Annotated in this window: 16 protein-coding genes; 7 read left to right on the forward strand and 9 right to left on the reverse strand. The window is 70.0% G+C overall.

Annotated features, from left to right (window positions below):
- The first annotated feature begins 21 nt into the window (after nucleotides 1-21).
- Nucleotides 22-465 (forward strand): SPW repeat protein, encoded by a 444-nt coding sequence (locus HUT19_RS29565; protein ID WP_176183359.1) that lies wholly within the window; start codon nucleotides 22-24, stop codon nucleotides 463-465.
- A gap of 147 nt (nucleotides 466-612) precedes the next feature.
- Here HUT19_RS29565 and HUT19_RS29570 read toward each other — a convergent pair whose 3' ends face one another.
- On the reverse strand, nucleotides 613-1,383 hold the full coding sequence (locus tag HUT19_RS29570) for a DUF2848 domain-containing protein (protein ID WP_176183360.1): 771 nt from the start codon (nucleotides 1,381-1,383) through the stop codon (nucleotides 613-615).
- Between the two features lie 159 nt (nucleotides 1,384-1,542).
- Between HUT19_RS29570 and HUT19_RS29575 the strand changes: the two genes are divergently transcribed.
- From HUT19_RS29575 to HUT19_RS29585, 3 genes are all read left to right on the forward strand, one after another.
- Entirely contained in the window at nucleotides 1,543-2,898 is a 1,356-nt protein-coding gene (locus HUT19_RS29575; protein ID WP_176183361.1) for an MFS transporter, read from the forward strand.
- Between the two features lie 190 nt (nucleotides 2,899-3,088).
- The gene (locus HUT19_RS29580) at nucleotides 3,089-3,904 is read left to right on the forward strand and encodes a carbon-nitrogen hydrolase family protein (RefSeq protein ID WP_176183362.1); all 816 of its coding nucleotides are present in this window, start codon (nucleotides 3,089-3,091) and stop codon (nucleotides 3,902-3,904) included.
- Entirely contained in the window at nucleotides 3,901-4,272 is a 372-nt protein-coding gene (locus HUT19_RS29585) for a cupin domain-containing protein (RefSeq protein WP_176183363.1), read from the forward strand. Before HUT19_RS29580 ends, HUT19_RS29585 begins: the two co-directional genes overlap by 4 nt.
- Nucleotide 4,273: 1 nt before the next feature.
- Here the strand turns inward: HUT19_RS29585 and HUT19_RS29590 are convergent, their stop codons facing one another.
- Entirely contained in the window at nucleotides 4,274-4,900 is a 627-nt protein-coding gene (locus tag HUT19_RS29590; RefSeq protein WP_176183364.1) for a GntR family transcriptional regulator, read from the reverse strand.
- A 129-nt stretch (nucleotides 4,901-5,029) separates the two neighbouring features.
- A complete protein-coding gene (locus HUT19_RS29595) occupies nucleotides 5,030-6,142 on the reverse strand; it encodes a medium chain dehydrogenase/reductase family protein (RefSeq protein ID WP_176183365.1) in 1,113 nt (370 codons plus the stop codon).
- 142 nt (nucleotides 6,143-6,284) lie between these two features.
- On the opposite strand from HUT19_RS29595, the gene HUT19_RS29600 reads away from it, so the two are divergent.
- Both HUT19_RS29600 and HUT19_RS29605 read left to right on the forward strand, forming a co-directional pair.
- Complete coding sequence (locus HUT19_RS29600; protein WP_176183366.1) at nucleotides 6,285-6,953, forward strand: TetR/AcrR family transcriptional regulator; 669 nt, start codon at nucleotides 6,285-6,287, stop codon at nucleotides 6,951-6,953.
- A gap of 114 nt (nucleotides 6,954-7,067) precedes the next feature.
- Nucleotides 7,068-7,571: an inorganic diphosphatase gene (locus tag HUT19_RS29605; protein WP_176183367.1), complete on the forward strand. Its 504-nt coding sequence runs from the start codon at nucleotides 7,068-7,070 to the stop codon at nucleotides 7,569-7,571.
- Nucleotides 7,572-7,584: 13 nt separating this feature from the next.
- On the opposite strand, the gene HUT19_RS29610 is transcribed toward HUT19_RS29605, so the two are convergent.
- Entirely contained in the window at nucleotides 7,585-9,513 is a 1,929-nt protein-coding gene (locus tag HUT19_RS29610) for an ABC transporter ATP-binding protein (protein ID WP_176183368.1), read from the reverse strand.
- Between the two features lie 241 nt (nucleotides 9,514-9,754).
- Nucleotides 9,755-11,164 carry a type I glutamate--ammonia ligase gene (glnA, locus tag HUT19_RS29615; protein WP_176183369.1) on the reverse strand — a complete coding sequence of 470 codons (1,410 nt, stop codon included), beginning with the start codon at nucleotides 11,162-11,164 and terminating at the stop codon, nucleotides 9,755-9,757.
- Between the two features lie 240 nt (nucleotides 11,165-11,404).
- On the opposite strand from glnA, the gene HUT19_RS29620 reads away from it, so the two are divergent.
- Complete coding sequence (locus HUT19_RS29620; protein ID WP_176183370.1) at nucleotides 11,405-11,872, forward strand: RDD family protein; 468 nt, start codon at nucleotides 11,405-11,407, stop codon at nucleotides 11,870-11,872.
- Nucleotides 11,873-11,992: 120 nt separating this feature from the next.
- Here HUT19_RS29620 and HUT19_RS29625 read toward each other — a convergent pair whose 3' ends face one another.
- The 4 genes from HUT19_RS29625 to lipB all read right to left on the reverse strand — a co-directional run bounded on the left by HUT19_RS29625 (nucleotide 11,993) and on the right by lipB (nucleotide 15,065).
- Entirely contained in the window at nucleotides 11,993-12,673 is a 681-nt protein-coding gene (locus HUT19_RS29625; RefSeq protein WP_176183371.1) for a DUF4191 domain-containing protein, read from the reverse strand.
- 10 nt (nucleotides 12,674-12,683) lie between these two features.
- Complete coding sequence (locus HUT19_RS29630) at nucleotides 12,684-12,881, reverse strand: hypothetical protein (RefSeq protein WP_176183372.1); 198 nt, start codon at nucleotides 12,879-12,881, stop codon at nucleotides 12,684-12,686.
- 271 nt (nucleotides 12,882-13,152) lie between these two features.
- The gene (gene lipA / locus HUT19_RS29635; protein WP_176183373.1) at nucleotides 13,153-14,103 is read right to left on the reverse strand and encodes a lipoyl synthase; all 951 of its coding nucleotides are present in this window, start codon (nucleotides 14,101-14,103) and stop codon (nucleotides 13,153-13,155) included.
- A gap of 101 nt (nucleotides 14,104-14,204) precedes the next feature.
- Nucleotides 14,205-15,065: a lipoyl(octanoyl) transferase LipB gene (lipB, locus tag HUT19_RS29640; protein WP_176183374.1), complete on the reverse strand. Its 861-nt coding sequence runs from the start codon at nucleotides 15,063-15,065 to the stop codon at nucleotides 14,205-14,207.
- Between the last annotated feature and the right edge of the window lie 162 nt (nucleotides 15,066-15,227).

Here is a 15,227-nt window from a genome sequence, read left to right on the forward strand (position 1 = left end):
GGATCGAAGGAGGCGAGTCCTATGGCCGACGTCTCACACACCAGAGGGGATATCGCGGGTCACCCTGACGTGACCGAAATGCGGGAGCGCTACGCCCGCATGATGGATGCCCGTGATGTTGTCTTCCTCGACGGACCGGTGCTTCTCGCCGGTCTGTACTTCGCCATCTCTCCCTGGGTGGTGCACTTCTCGAGCACCAGCCCGAACCTCATGGTCCACAACCTCGTCCTCGGCCTCGCTGTCGCGCTGCTGGGGATCGGCCTCACCGCGGCTCCGAGGAGGATGTACAGCCTGTGCTGGGCCATGTCCGCGATCGGTGTATGGATGATCATCTCTCCCTGGGTGGTCGCGAGGGGCCCCGACGCCGGGATGATCTGGAACAACGTGATCGTCGGCGCCATCACCTGCCTGTTCGGTCTGGTGGCCGCGGGGATGGTCATGCAGAAGGGCCGGGGGGAGACCTGACCGTTTCAACGGAAAGGCTCACCGAGACACCGGCCTTGAGGCCGGACAACCGAGACCCGACGAGACCCGAGTGGAGAAGGCCGCCGACCGCACGCCCCCATGGGGGTGCCGCGGCAGGCGGCCTTCGCTGCCTTGGCTCGCTCCGGCTCAGCAGATCGGCTCGGGCATGGGCACCACGTCGTAGGAGCACTCGATGGTCTCGCCGGTGGCCGGGTCGCCCAGTTCCACCCGCCAGCGCTCGGCGAACTGGTCCACCCCCTCGGCCATCGGGATCGTGCCGGAGATCAGCACCGTGCCCGGTATCAGACCGCCGCGCTCGCGCAGCAGCTCGATCCAGTACGCGGGCGGCAGCAGCTCCGCCAGGGTGCCGCTCTGCACCTCGGTCTCCTCGCCGTGATGGGTGACCCAGGCCCGGAGCGTCAGCTCGTCCAGGCGCGGCGCCACATCCGAAAGCCGCCAGGCGCGGGAGGCGAGCACATCCGGCCCCGCGTTCTTGCTCCAGGCCACCCCGTGCACCTCCAGCTCCCGGTCGGTGTGGTCGCAGGCGGCCGTCAGCAGCAGCTCGCCGTCGTCCGCCACGACCAGCGCCCATTCGGCCTCGCCGGAGGTGCGGGTGTGCTGAACGCTGACCCGTGCCGTCTGCTGGGCGAGATACGGCGAGACCGGATAGAGCGCGGGCGTCACGGTCGGGGCGGGTACGCCCAGCTCGGCGAGCTCGGCGACATGCGCGGCCACGTCCTCCTGGCTCCGTCCGGCGTAGCCCGCGTTCAGCAGCTGGACAACAGTCACCTGGCGGGTGGAGCCGTCGGGGAGCTCGAAGGTGAGCGAGGTATGCGGGTGGTGCGGGCGGTCCGGACGGTGCTGCGTGCTGTGAAGTGCCTGGTGAGGTGTGTGATGCGGGTGGTGCGTGGTGGTCATCGGCGGATGCCTCCAGGGCGCGGGTCGGTGCGATTGCGAAACGGTTGATTTCCCCTCGGGGGGTTGCGCATACGGTGTGTATACAACAAGTATGCCGGAAGGTCGAACGCACACACCATCGCACGTACCACCGCACGCACCACCCATCGAGGACGGAACATGCAGCCCACAGCACCGAGCGCGGCAGCGCCCCGGCCCGGCGGGGCCGGGGTACGCCGGGCCTTCGTCGCCAGCCTCACCGGCACCGCCCTGGAGTGGTACGACTTCGCCGTCTACTCCGCCGCCGCGGCCCTGGTCTTCGGCGATCTCTTCTTCCCCTCCAACGACCCCTTCACCGGCACCCTCCTGGCGTTCTCCACCTACGCCGTCGGCTATGTCTCCCGTCCGCTGGGCGGCTTTGTCTTCGGGCGGCTCGGCGATGTCATCGGCCGCAAGAAGGTGCTCATCGCGACGCTCGTCCTCATCGGCGCCGCGACCCTGCTGATCGGACTGCTTCCCACCTACGCCACGGTCGGTGTCGCCGCCCCCGTCGCCCTGGTGCTGCTGCGCTTCGCGCAGGGGGTGGGCGTCGGCGGCGAATGGGGCGGCGCGGTGCTGCTGTCCAGCGAGTTCGGCGACCCCCGGCGGCGCGGCTTCTACGCCTCCGCCGCCCAGGTCGGCCCCCCGGCGGGCAATCTGCTGGCCAACGGCGTCCTGGCCGGGCTCGGCGCCGCGCTGACCGAGGAGCAGTTCCTGTCCTGGGGCTGGCGGGTGGCCTTCCTGTTCTCCGGTCTCCTGGTGGTCTTCGGGCTGTGGATCCGCGCCAAGCTGGAGGAGACCCCGGTCTTCCGCGAGATGGAGGCCGCGCAGAACCGTCCCGAGGCACCGGTGCGCGAGGTGTTCACCACTCAGCCCCGCGCCCTGACCGCGGCGATCCTCAGCCGGATCGCGCCCGATGTCCTCTACGCGATGTTCACCGTCTTCGTCCTCACCTACGCCACCGATGAGTTGGGCATGTCCCGGGGCTCCGCGCTGACCGCGGTCCTCATCGGCTCCTCCCTCCAGATCGTCCTGATCCCGCTCGCCGGTGCCCTCTCGGACCGGGTCAACCGGCGGCTGCTGTACGGCGGTTCCGCGGTGGCCGCCGGAATCTGGCCCTTCCTGTTCTTTCCGATGGTCGCGGACGGGAGTTGGGCCCTGCTCACCCTGGGCGTGATCGGTGGACTGGTGATCCACTCGCTGATGTACGGGCCCCAGGCGGCCTTTGTCGCCGAGCAGTTCTCCCCGCGGCTGCGCTACACCGGCTCCTCACTCGCCTACACCCTGGCCGGGGTCGTGGGCGGGGCGGTCGCGCCGTTGCTGTTCACCACCCTGCTCGGGACCTATCACGCATGGGTGCCGCTGGCCGTCTACATCGCGATCACCGCCGCGCTCACGGTGACCGGTCTGGGGCTGGGCCGGGACCCCGCCCCCGCCCGGGACGAGGAGCCGGACCTGTACCCCGTCGGCGACGCCGCCTCCACCCCCGTGCCCTGACCCGCCCGCCGCGCCCCGCTCCCGGCCCGGCGGAGCCGTAAAACGAGCCGCACCGGGGAAGGGGCGGGGTGGGGGAGCGGACCCCGGCCACCACCGCGCACCCACCCGTAACCGCACCCCACTCGTCCCACCCGCCCCACCCGTACCCCACCTCCGACCCTCCCGACCAGGAAATGAGGCAGCACCCGCCATGCCGCTCCGCATCGCACTGAGCCAGATCACCACCGGCCCGGACCCGGCGTCGAACCTCGCCCTTCTGCGCCGGGGGGCACAGCGGGCCGCGGAGGCCGGGGCGCGTCTGGTCGCCTTCCCGGAGGCCGCCATGGCCTGCTTCGGCACCCGGCTCGGCCCGCTCGCCGAACCGCTGGACGGCCCCTGGGCCACGGAGGTCCGGCAGATCGCGAAGGACACCGGGCTGGTGGTGGTCGCGGGCATGTTCACCCCCGCGCCCGATGGGCGGGTCACCAACACCCTGCTGGCCACCGGCCCCGGGGTCGAGGCCGCTTACGACAAGATCCATCTGTATGACGCCTTCGGTTTCCGGGAGTCCGACACCGTGGCCCCGGGCTCCCAGGTGGTCACCTTCGATCTCGACGGTGTCGGGATCGGTCTCGCCACCTGCTACGACGTACGCTTCCCGGAACTCTTCCGGGCCCATGCCGACGCCGGTGCGGTGGTCTCGCTGCTACCCGCCTCCTGGGGCGCGGGGCCGGGCAAGCGCGAGCAGTGGGAGCTGCTGACCCGTGCGCGGGCGCTCGACGCCACCCTCTGGCTCGCCGCCGTGGGCCAAGCCGACCCGGCCGCGTCGGAGGCGGGTCCCGCGCCGACCGGGAGCGCCCCCACCGGTATCGGCCACAGCGCCCTGATCGGCCCCGACGGAACGGTACGGGAGCGGTTGGAGGCCGCCCCGGGCCTGCTTGTCGCGGACATCGACCCCGAGGAGGTCACCGCGGTGCGCCGCACGGTGTCCGTCCTGGCCAACCGCAAGCTGGGCGTACGGCCATGAGCGGCAATCGCGGGGCCAAGCCGGAACACGAATTCCACCTGCCCTCCGCGCCCTGGCGGCGGCCGCCGGGTGCGGTCGCGGGGGTCAGCGAACAGATCCTGGCCGCGGACGGCAGCGGCACCAGCACCACCGCCCTGGTGCGCTGGGAGCCGGGGACGGACACCTCCCCGTCCGGGGTCGTCCGGCACGACGGCTGGGAGGAGGTCTATCTCCTCGAGGGCAGCATGCGCGATCTGACGCTGGGGAGGACCTTCTCGCGCGGCTTCTACGCCTGTCGGCCACCGAATATGCCGCATGGACCCTGGGTCTCCGACGAGGGCGTCACCATGCTGGTGATCACCTACCCGGAGGCGGCGGCCGAGCGGTGACTCACCCGGCGAGCAGCACCTTCAGCGTCGTCTCCAGATGGGCGCTGATCGCCGCGCGGGCCGCCTCCGTATCGCCGGAGGCCACCGCGTCCAGGATCGCCCGGTGCTCGCAGAGCACCTCCTGCTGGCGGCCGGTCTGGTTGTACAGGGCCACCACCCCGGCGCGGATCTGGCGGCTGCGCAGCCCCTCGTAGTGCCGGTTGAGGAGTTCATTGCCCACCGCGGCGACCAGGGTCGCATGGAACAGGTGGTCCACGGCGATGAACTCCTTGGCCTGGTCGGGGCCGGTGAGCCCGCCCTGCCGCGCCAGCAGCTCGGTCAGCTCCGCGACCGGCACCTTCTCCGCCGCGATGGCCTGTTCGGCGGCATGCCGCTCGACGATCCCCCGCAGCTCCATCAGCTCGGTGATCTCCCGGCCGGACAGCGGCGCGATATGCGCACCGCGCTTGGGGACCAACTGGACCAGGTCCTCGGCCGCGAGCAGCAGCAGCGCTTCGCGGATCGGGGTCCGGGAGATGCCGATCCGGTCGGCGATCTCCTGCTCGGTCAGAAATCTGCCCTGCATGTCGGGATCGGTCAGCACGGTTTCCTTCAGAAACGCGTACGCCTTCTCTCGTCCGGACTGCACCTGGGCCCCCATGGCTGTGGGTCATCGCATACAACTCGTATACGGAAATTATCACGGCGGTGCGGGGCCGGCGCCGGTGATCCGGAAGGTGATCCTGGAGGGAGCCGGGGGCATCAGCGCGCCCGGCGCTCATCGCACGCCCTCCCCACAGGTCCGCCCGGTGCTCCCGTTCACCAGTCGCAGACCGCTCTCGGCCCCGCGGTGGCCAGGGTCTTCTTCCCCGGCTCCCGTGACCAGCACGACCTTGCCGGTGACCGTGCCGGACTCGGCCAGCCGCATCCCCCTCGCGGCCTCGGCCAGCGGAATCCGCGCCGCCACCTGGGCGGAGAACTCCCCGCTGGCCAGCAGCGCCAGCACCTCACCCAGATCGGCGCGGACCCGCTCCTGGTAAGCGGCCAGCCGCCGCCGTCCGGCCCACAGGTTGTAGAAGTGCGCCCGCCGTCCGTTCGGCAGCAGATTCCACAGCAGCAGCCGGCCGAACAGCTTGAGCACCGGCGCCCGCGACGAGCCCGGGACGTCCCGGGTGGCGGCCGTGCCGTACGAGACGAGCGTGCCGCCACGGGCCAGCAGCCGGAAGGAGTCCACGATCCCCTCGCCGCCCACGTGGTCGAAGACCGCGTCCACCCCGCCGGGGGCCAACTCGCGCACCCGCGCGGGCAGATCGGGATCTCGGTAGTCGACCGGGGTGGCGCCCAGCGCCCGCACCGCTTCGTGATGGCGCGGCGAGGCGGTGCCGATGACCGTGATACCCGCGCGGCGGGCGAGCTGGACGAGGGTGGACCCCACGCCCCCATTGGCGCCGAGGACCAGAATCGTCGCCCCGGAGCGGACCTTGGCCACGCGGTGGAGCATCTGCCATGCCGTGATCCCATTGACCACCACCGTCTCGGCCTCGGCCGCGCCGACCCCTTCCGGCACCGCGACCAGATCACCCGCGTCGACCAGGGTGTGGGTGGCCCAGCCGCCCGTCTTCGTCAGCACCGCGAACCGGTGGCCCCGCAGCGCGGGATCCACTCCGGCACCGGTGGCGGTGACCCTCCCCACCAGGTCATAGCCGGGCACGAAGGGGAACGGCGGCTGGTCGTAGTACTTCCCCCTGCGCATCTGCTGCTCGGCGAACGAGACTCCGGACGCCTCGACCTCGACCAGAGCCTGGCCGGGGCCGGGCTCGGGCAGCGGGCGGGTACGGAGCTGGAGCCCTTCCGGCTCCACCAGGCCGGGCAGCACAACCTCGGTGAGCATGGCGAACCTCGTCTCTCATGAGCCCCACGATTCTCGTGAGGCCTTCTCTCGTGCGTAAGAACTTCTAACTAAACAATGAACCTGTTACCCTCGATGTGTCAACCCCGGTTCCGAGCCGGCCCTACGAAAGGTGAAGGCGCCCATGGCGACAGCACGGCGAGAGCGCTACCGCAAGCAGACCCGCGAGGAGGCCAAGGCCGTGGCCCTGGCCCAGCTCGCCGAGGCGGGTACGTCGGGCATCTCGCTGAACGCGATCGCGAAGTCGATGGGCATGACCGGCCCCGCGCTCTACCGCTATTTCGCAGGGCGGGACGAGCTGCTCACCGAGCTGATCACCGATGCCTACCGAGATCTGGCCGAGGCCGCGGCCGCCGCCGTCGCGGATGCCGCCCCCGACGACCGATTCCGCGCGCTGGCCCATGCCATCCGCGACTGGGCCAAGGCGCAGCCCGACCGCTATCTGCTCATCTACGGCACCCCGGTGCCCGGTTACCAGGCGCCGCCGGAGACCACCGAGATCGCCCGTGCGCTGATGCGCACGATCTTCGACGCCTGCGCCGGTCTGGGCGGAACGGCCGCCGATGAGCCCGCGTCCCCCCTCGAGGCGGAGCTCGCGCGCCGGCTCGAGGCCGTGGGGCCCTGGGCCGACGGGGCGGATCCCGACGGAGGGCTGAAGGGCCGCGCCCTGCGTACCTGGACCCGGCTGCACGGTGTGATCAGCCTCGATGTGCAGGGCCAGTTCAGCGGTATGGGCTTCGATCCGGGGATGCTCTTCGAGGCCGAGGTCGAGGCCCTCGCGCGCGGCGTCTGAGACACGGTGCCCGAGCGGGCCGGGACGCGAGGAGGCCGGGACCCGAGCTGCCCGCCCGGCGGTCACGGCGCACACTGGAAGCACACCGGAGCGCACGGGTCACCGGAGGTCGCGATGGAGTCCGCCGAGTTCGATGTGGTCGTGGAAATCCCGGAAGGGTCCCGCAACAAGTACGAGATGGACCACGAGGCGGGCCGGATCCGGCTGGACCGGATGCTGTTCACCGCCACGAAGTACCCGGCGGACTACGGCTACATCGATCACACCCTCGGCCGCGACGGCGACCCGCTCGACGCCCTGGTCACGGTCGGCGAGCCCACCTTCCCCGGCTGTGTCATCCTCTGCCGGGCCATCGGCATGTATGTGATGAGCGACGAGAAGGGGCCGGATGAGAAGGTCCTCTGCGTCCCCGCCCACGATCCGCGCTACACCGGTGTCCAGGACATCGACGACGTCCCCGAATTCGACCGGATGGAGATCACCCACTTCTTCGAGGTCTACAAGGACCTCGAACCCGGCAAGTCGGTGGAGGGTTCCCACTGGGAGGGCCGCGACGACGCGTACGCGGAGATAGCCGCCTCCCGCGCCCGCGCCGCCGGAACCGCCCGCCCCCACTGAGCCACCGCCGCGCTCAGGGCATCTCACCGCGCGGCGCCGGAACGCCACGGTCGTTCTGAAGCTCCCATAACTCCCGGAAGAGCCCCGGCGATCGGGTCAGTTGCTGGAACGTGCCCTGCTGGATCACCCGCCCGTGGTCGAGCACCACGATCCGGTCCGCCACGGCCACATTCGCCAGCCGGTGCGTCACCAGGACCACCGCCCGGTCCTGCGCCATCCGCCGCAGCCCCGCGAAGATCCGGTGCTCGGCACGCGCGTCGAGGGCGCTGGTCGGCTCGTCCATGACCAGCAGCCCGGCGGGCCGGTGGAACGCCCTGGCCAGCGCGATGCGCTGCCACTGCCCGCCGGACAGCTCCACCCCGCCCCACCACTGCCGGGCCAGCAGGGTGTCCAGCCCGCTGCGCAGCCCGTCCACCACCTCGTGGGCACCGGAGTGCGCCGCCGCCGTGCGCACCGCCTCGTCCCCGCCGCGCGGCTGGCCGAGCGTGATGTTGTCCCGGGCGCTCAGCGGCCAGTGGGCGTAGTCCTGGGGAACCACGGCCGTATGCCGCCACATCTCCTGCGGGTCCAGCTCCTCCACATTGGTGCCGTCCCAGGTCACCGCGCCCTTGGTGGGGAGATAGAGCCCCGTGAGCAGCTTGCTGAGCGTGGTCTTGCCCGAGCCGTTCTCCCCGACCAGCGCCAGCACCTCACCGCGCCGCACCTCGAGGGTGACATCGTCCAGCGCCGGGGCGTCGGACTCCGGATACGCGTACGTCAGTCCCTCGACCCGGACGACCCGCGGTGCCGCCGGGGCCCCGCTGCCGCGCCGTATCCGGTGACCGCCCGCCTCCTGGATGAACTCCGCCCAGTCGTCCACATACAGCCCGGTGCGGAACAGCCGGGTCCCGTAGCCGACCATGCCCTGCAACGACGTGGCCACCGTACGCAGCGCGAAGACGGCGGTCCCCGCCGAGGCCACCGACATCTGTCCCGCGCCCAGCAGCAGCGCCAGCGACAGCCACACCAGCCCCGAGGCGAGCCCGCCGGCCACCGCCCCCAGCAGCGCGTACCGCGCGCCCCGGTGCACCGCCTGGTCGGTCGCCGTGTCCACCCGCACCCCGATGGCCCGGTACCGCTCCAGCAGAAAGGCGGCCATGGTGCCGGACCGGAGCTGATCGGCGATGTCCTTGTCGATCATGAACCAGCGCAGCAGCCCCAGCGTGCGCCGGTCCGCGCTCATCGCCCGGCTGGTCTCGTACTGGACCCGGGCCGCCTTCATCCCGGCGATCCCCTGCGGCAGCGCCGCCAGCAACAGCAGGGGCAGCAGCGCCGGGTGCAGCACCGTGACCACGCCCGCCGCCGCGATCAGCGACGCCAGACTGGCCATGAACTGCTGAGACTCGGTGATCAGATCCTGCGCGACCTCGGCGCCCCGGTCCGCCGCGTCCCACTTGTCGTTGAACCCGGGGTTGTCGTACGCCGCCAGCTCGGCATTGATCGCCGCGTCCAGCATCTGGGTCTCGGCCTCCCGCGAGATCCGCGGGGACAGCCTGCTGGAGATGTTGTTGACCGCGATCCCCAGCAGTGCCCGCAGCCCGGCCGCCCCCGCCAGCACCGCGATCGACGGCAACGCCTCCCGCAGCCGCTCGGTGATCTCCCCGGAGGAGATCAGCGCGGTGATGGTGCCGGTGGTGGCCAGCAGCCCGAAAGCCTCGAAGAACCCCGACAGCGCCTGGCACACCAGCAGCGCCACCACCGCCCTGCGGTCCACCTTCCAGGCCAGCGCCAGCGACCGCCGCACCAGTTGCGGCAGTCTGCGGACCATCGACCGGGTGGTGACCGGGTTGTTCTGCAATGCCACCAGCGACGGAGGCCGGAACCTCAGCTCCTCACCGGGCTGTTCGTCCCTCGGTTGTCCGCTCTGTTCCTCACCGGGCTGCTCAGTGGTCCGTGATGCCACAAATCCCCCCTGATGGTGTGTTTCCGGCGCGACAGGGGCCAGACTGCCGGATGCCGTCACCGGACGCGGGTCGTCCGGGCGAAGTCACACGATCGGGGCGTTTATCAGCCGGAGAGGACTCTCGGCCGGAAGGACCTTCGCCCGCACGTGGGCCGAATGCATACGGACCGAGCACAACGGCGAGGGCCGTCACCCCGTATACGGGATGACGGCCCTCGGCCGCGCGGTGTCTCGACGCTCTTTAGACGTCGAAGTACAGCTCGAACTCGTGCGGGTGCGGCCGCAGCTGGAGCGGGGCGATCTCGTTCGTCCGCTTGTAGTCGATCCAGGTCTCGATCAGGTCCGAGGTGAAGACCCCGCCCTGGAGCAGGAACTCGTGGTCGGACTCGAGGGAGTCGAGGACGGCCGGGAGGGAGGTGGGCACCTGCGGGACGCCCGCGTGCTCCTCGGGAGCCAGCTCGTAGAGGTCCTTGTCGATCGGCTCGGCCGGCTCGATCTTGTTCTTGATGCCGTCCAGACCGGCCAGCAGCAGGGCCGAGAAGGCCAGGTACGGGTTGCCGGAGGAGTCCGGGGCGCGGAACTCGACGCGCTTGGCCTTCGGGTTCGAGCCGGTGATCGGGATACGCATCGCGGCGGAACGGTTGCGCTGCGAGTACACCAGATTGACCGGGGCCTCGAAGCCGGGGACCAGGCGGTGGTAGGAGTTCACCGTCGGGTTGGTGAAGGCCAGCAGCGACGGGGCGTGCTTGAGGATGCCGCCGATGTAGTAGCGAGCGGTGTCCGAGAGGCCCGCGTAGCCCTGCTCGTCGTAGAAGAGGGGCTCGCCGTTGCTCCACAGCGACTGGTGGACGTGCATACCGGAGCCGTTGTCACCGAAGATCGGCTTCGGCATGAAGGTCGCGGTCTTGCCGTTCTTCCACGCCACGTTCTTGACGATGTACTTGAACAGCTGGAGGTCGTCGGCCGCGGCCAGCAGCGTGTTGAACTTGTAGTTGATCTCGGCCTGGCCGGCGGTGCCCACTTCGTGGTGCTGGCGCTCGACCTGAAGGCCCGCGCGCTCCAGCTCCAGGCTGATCTCGGCACGCAGGTCGGCGAAGTGGTCGACCGGCGGAACCGGGAAGTAACCGCCCTTGTAGCGGACCTTGTAACCGCGGTTCTCCTCCAGCGCGCCGGTGTTCCAGGCGCCCGCCTCGGAGTCGATGTGGTAGAACGACTCGTTCGCGGTGGTGTTGAAGCGCACGCTGTCGAAGACGTAGAACTCGGCCTCGGGACCGAAGAACGCGGTGTCCGCGATACCGGTGGAGGCGAGGTACGCCTCGGCCTTCTTGGCGATGTTCCGCGGGTCACGGCTGTACTGCTCGCCCGTGATCGGGTCGTGGATGAAGAAGTTGATGTTGAGCGTCTTGTCCCGGCGGAACGGGTCGACACGCGCCGTGGTGAGGTCCGCACGGAGCGCCATGTCCGACTCGTGGATCGCCTGGAAACCGCGGATCGACGAGCCGTCGAAGGCCAGCTCCTCGTGCGGGTCGAACGCCTCCGCCGGTACGGTGAAGTGCTGCATGACGCCGGGAAGGTCACAGAATCGGACATCGACGAACTTCACGTCCTCGTCCGAGATGAACTTCCGAGCGTCGTCGGCGTTCTGGAACATCCAACTCCTCCTAGCCCGGCCGCGGGGGGACGGGATTTGTTCGGTCGCACGGTCCAAGGGGGTGGTGTGCTGTGCCCGACCATAGGCAGACGGGATTTCCCGAGCATGACCCATTTGTTTCACCCAGGTTAACCGGCCGCGAGCGCACATGCGGGGCCGAAGAGGCGATCATGGGCCCTCACAGGGCGGGGGCGGCACCCGGCTCCCGGGAAACGTATGCGGTCGCAGTAACGTGGTCGGGTGGACAAGAGGCAAGCAATCGGATCGTGGCTTTCCGGGCCCCGTGCCGCCGCCGAGGACATGGGCGTCGACATGGGCGGCCACCGGGGCCAGGCGCTGGGGCTGCCCGAGAGCGGACCGGGTGCCATCGCGCCGCTCGGGCGCCGCTTCGGGGCGCTCTTCATCGACTGGGGGCTGTGCGTGCTGGTCGGCTGGCCGCTGTCCGGCGGCGACATGAGGGCTACGTCGAACTGGGCGCTCGCCGTCTTCGTCGTGCTGAGCATCCTGACCGTGGGCACCGTTGGCGCCACCCCCGGCAAGCTGCTGCTGAGGCTGCGGGTCATCGGCGAGGGCGGGGTGCGGCTCACCCTGCCGCGGGCCGTGCTGCGCAGTGTGCTGCTCGCGCTGGTCATTCCCGCCGTGGTCTGGGACCGGGACACCCGCGGACTGCACGACCGGCTTTCCCGTTCCGTGCAGATCCGGACCTAGCGGACGCAAAGTCGGACCACACGGCAGATCACAATGATCACAAAGCAATGGCGGCCGGGAAAAGGTTCCCGGCCGCCATTCGTATGCCGTCGCATGTGCGTTCCGTGACGCGAAATGCGCTCAGCGTCCCTTCGGCATCCGCATGCCCTTGGGCATCGGACCCTTCGGGATCGGCATGTTGCTCATCAGGTCGCCCAGCGCCCGGAGCCGGTCGTTGACCACCGTCACCTGCGCGCCCGGCAGCACCCGGGGCAGCTTCAGCAGCGTGGTGCGGAGCTTCTTGATCTCGACCTGGCCCTCGCCGGAGCCCACGATCACATCGTGCACCGGGACGTCCGCCACGATGCGCGCCATCTTCTTCTTCTCGGCCGCCAGCATGCTCTTCAGCCGGTTCGGGTTGCCCTCGCCCACCAGCACGATGCCCGCCTTGCCCACGGCCCGGTGGATGACGTCCTGGCTGCGGTTCATGGCCACCGCGGGCGTCACCGACCAGCCGCGTCCCACGTTCTCCAGAACGGCGGCCGCCGCGCCTGGCTGGCCCTCCATCTGTCCGAAGGCCGCACGCTCGGCCCGGCGGCCGAAAACGATCGCCATCGCGAGGAAGGCCAGGACAAAGCCCAGGATGCCCAGGAAGATCGGGTGGCCGATCCAGAAGCCGATCGCGAGGAGGACACCGAAGGTGACGATCCCCACGCCGGCGACGACAAGGCCGATCTTGGAGTCGACCCGCTTGGTCATCTTGTAGGTCAGGGCGATCTGCTTCAGCCGCCCGGGGTTCTCGGATGTTTCCTTCCTCGCCATACAGCGAAGTTTACGTGGCCCGGGAAGCCCCGGCGGACACGGTCTCGAGTACATGCTCGGCCTCGTGCCGGTCCTTGGCCCGGCGCCGGTCCTCCAGCACCGCGGTCCAGGCGTTGCGGCGGGCGGTTCGCTGCCCGCCGCGCAGCAGCAGACCCTCCAGAGCGAGCAGCGCGTCGGTGACGGACGGGCGTACGGGCGCAGCCGGCATGGGATCCCCTCGAAGCAGCGGACGATCACGACGCAGGCACTGCTGATAAGCAGTGCGTGGCTCAATCGTTACCCAATGGTGTTACCAGTGCGTGACCGGGCGGTCAAACACCGATGAAGCCTGGATGCGGCCCGTACCCCCCTGACCTGCGGAAGGGCGCGGGCCGGTGGTGCGTGCGTGTGCCGGTACTCACACAGCGTGTTGCCGCTCACACAGGTGGTTCACGTGGTTCTCACGTGATGCCGTGTGGAGCCGGGTGGAGCCGTGTGGTTCAAACGGCCTGTGAGGCCACTGCGACGTTACGCCGGTCGATCGCCTGCTGGTAGAGGCGCCCCGCGCGGTACGACGAACGGACGAGGGGGCCTGACATGACACCGGCGTAGCCGATCTCCTCAGCCTCCTCCTTGAGCTCGACGAACTCCTGCGGCTTGACCCAGCGGTCCACCGGGTGGTGGCGGACGGACGGCCGCAGGTACTGCGTGATCGTGATGAGTTCGCAGCCCGCGTCATACAGGTCCTGGAGCGCCTGGCTGATCTCCTCGCGCTCCTCGCCCATGCCCAGGATCAGGTTGGACTTGGTGACCAGACCCGCCTCGCGGGCCTTGGTGATGACCTCGAGCGAGCGCTCGTAACGGAAGCCGGGGCGGATCCGCTTGAAGATCCGCGGGACCGTCTCGACGTTGTGCGCGAGCACCTCGGGACGGGCCGAGAAGACCTCGGCGAGCTGCTCGGGAACCGCGTTGAAGTCCGGGATCAGCAGCTCGACACCGGTATCCGGCATCAGGGAGTGGATCTGGCGGACGGTCTCCGCGTACAGCCAGGCGCCGCCGTCCTCCAGGTCGTCACGGGCGACACCGGTGATGGTGGCGTACTTCAGCTCCATGGTGCGTACGGATTCGGCCACCCGGCGCGGCTCGTCGCGGTCCAGTGCCTGGGGCTTGCCGGTGTCGATCTGGCAGAAGTCACAACGCCGGGTGCACTGGTCACCGCCGATGAGGAAGGTGGCCTCGCGGTCCTCCCAGCACTCGTAGATGTTCGGACAACCGGCCTCCTGGCACACGGTGTGCAGGCCCTCGCGCTTCACCAGGCCGTGCAGCTCGGTGTACTCGGGACCCATCTTCGCCCGGGTCTTGATCCACTCCGGCTTGCGCTCGATGGGGGTCTGGCTGTTCCGGACCTCCAGGCGCAGCATCTTCCGTCCGTCGGGTGCGACTGCGGACACGTCCGGCACTCCTCTTTGCTTGGCGGCTCGGCTGGCGAGTTTGCTGGCGCGGCTTTCGAATCGTCGGCGGTCACCAGGGTACGCCCGTCATTCGTACGGATTTACGTCCAGGGCAACCCATGGCCCTCAGGCCGCATTCCCCGGGGCCGGAGGGCCCGCGGCATGGGGATCGACGTCTCCAGGACGGCCCGCAGATGCTTCTCGACCACCGGGAGCACCTCCGACACCGGCACCTCCCGGCCCAGCTCCTCCGAGAGCGAGGTCACGCCCGCGTCCCGGATCCCGCACGGCACGATCCGGTCGAACCAGGTGTTGTCCGGATTGCAGTTCAGCGAGAAGCCGTGCATGGTCACGCCCTTGGCGATCCGCACCCCGATCGCGGCCAGCTTGCGGTCCTCACGGCGCTGTCCGGCGTTGGACGGGGCGTACTCCGGGCCGTTCAGCCGCGGATCGAACTCCTCGTCGTCGATCCGGGGGTCGAAGTCCAGGCTCAGCCCGCCGAGCGCCCGGCGCTCCTCGACCGGGTCGCCCAGCACCCACACCCCGCTGCGGCCCTCCACCCGGCTGGTCTCCACGCCGAACTCCGCGCAGGTGAGCAGCAGCGCGTCCTCCAGGCGCCGGACATGGGCGATCACATCCACCGGTCGCGGCAGCTTCAGGATGGGGTAGCCCACCAGCTGGCCGGGGCCATGCCAAGTGATCTTGCCGCCGCGGTCCACGTCCACCACCGGGGTGCCGTCGATCGGCCGCTCGTTGTCGGCCGTGCGCCGCCCGGCCGTATAGACCGCCGGATGCTCCAGCAGCAGACAGGTGTCCGGGATCTCGTCAGCGAAGCGCGCGGCGTGCACCCGGCGCTGCTCCTGCCACGCCTCCTCGTAGTCCACGGCGTCCGCGCCGAACCCCAGATGGACATAGCGCAGCGACGAGGAGCCGGGGATCTCCCCCGGGGACGATGCGGTCACGGCACGCTCCTGTTCGGACCTCGTTCAGGACCTCGTACAAGTAGGTGGCGGAGCCTGACGGCGGCGCCCCAGCCACTGTACGACCGCGGACCCGGGCGTCCCCATCGGGCTCGTTCTCACACGATCGGATGAATGGCGCCCGACGGCCGCGATCAGCCCTCG

The sequence above is a fragment of the Streptomyces sp. NA02950 genome (assembly GCF_013364155.1).
In the GTDB taxonomy this organism is placed as follows: domain Bacteria; phylum Actinomycetota; class Actinomycetes; order Streptomycetales; family Streptomycetaceae; genus Streptomyces.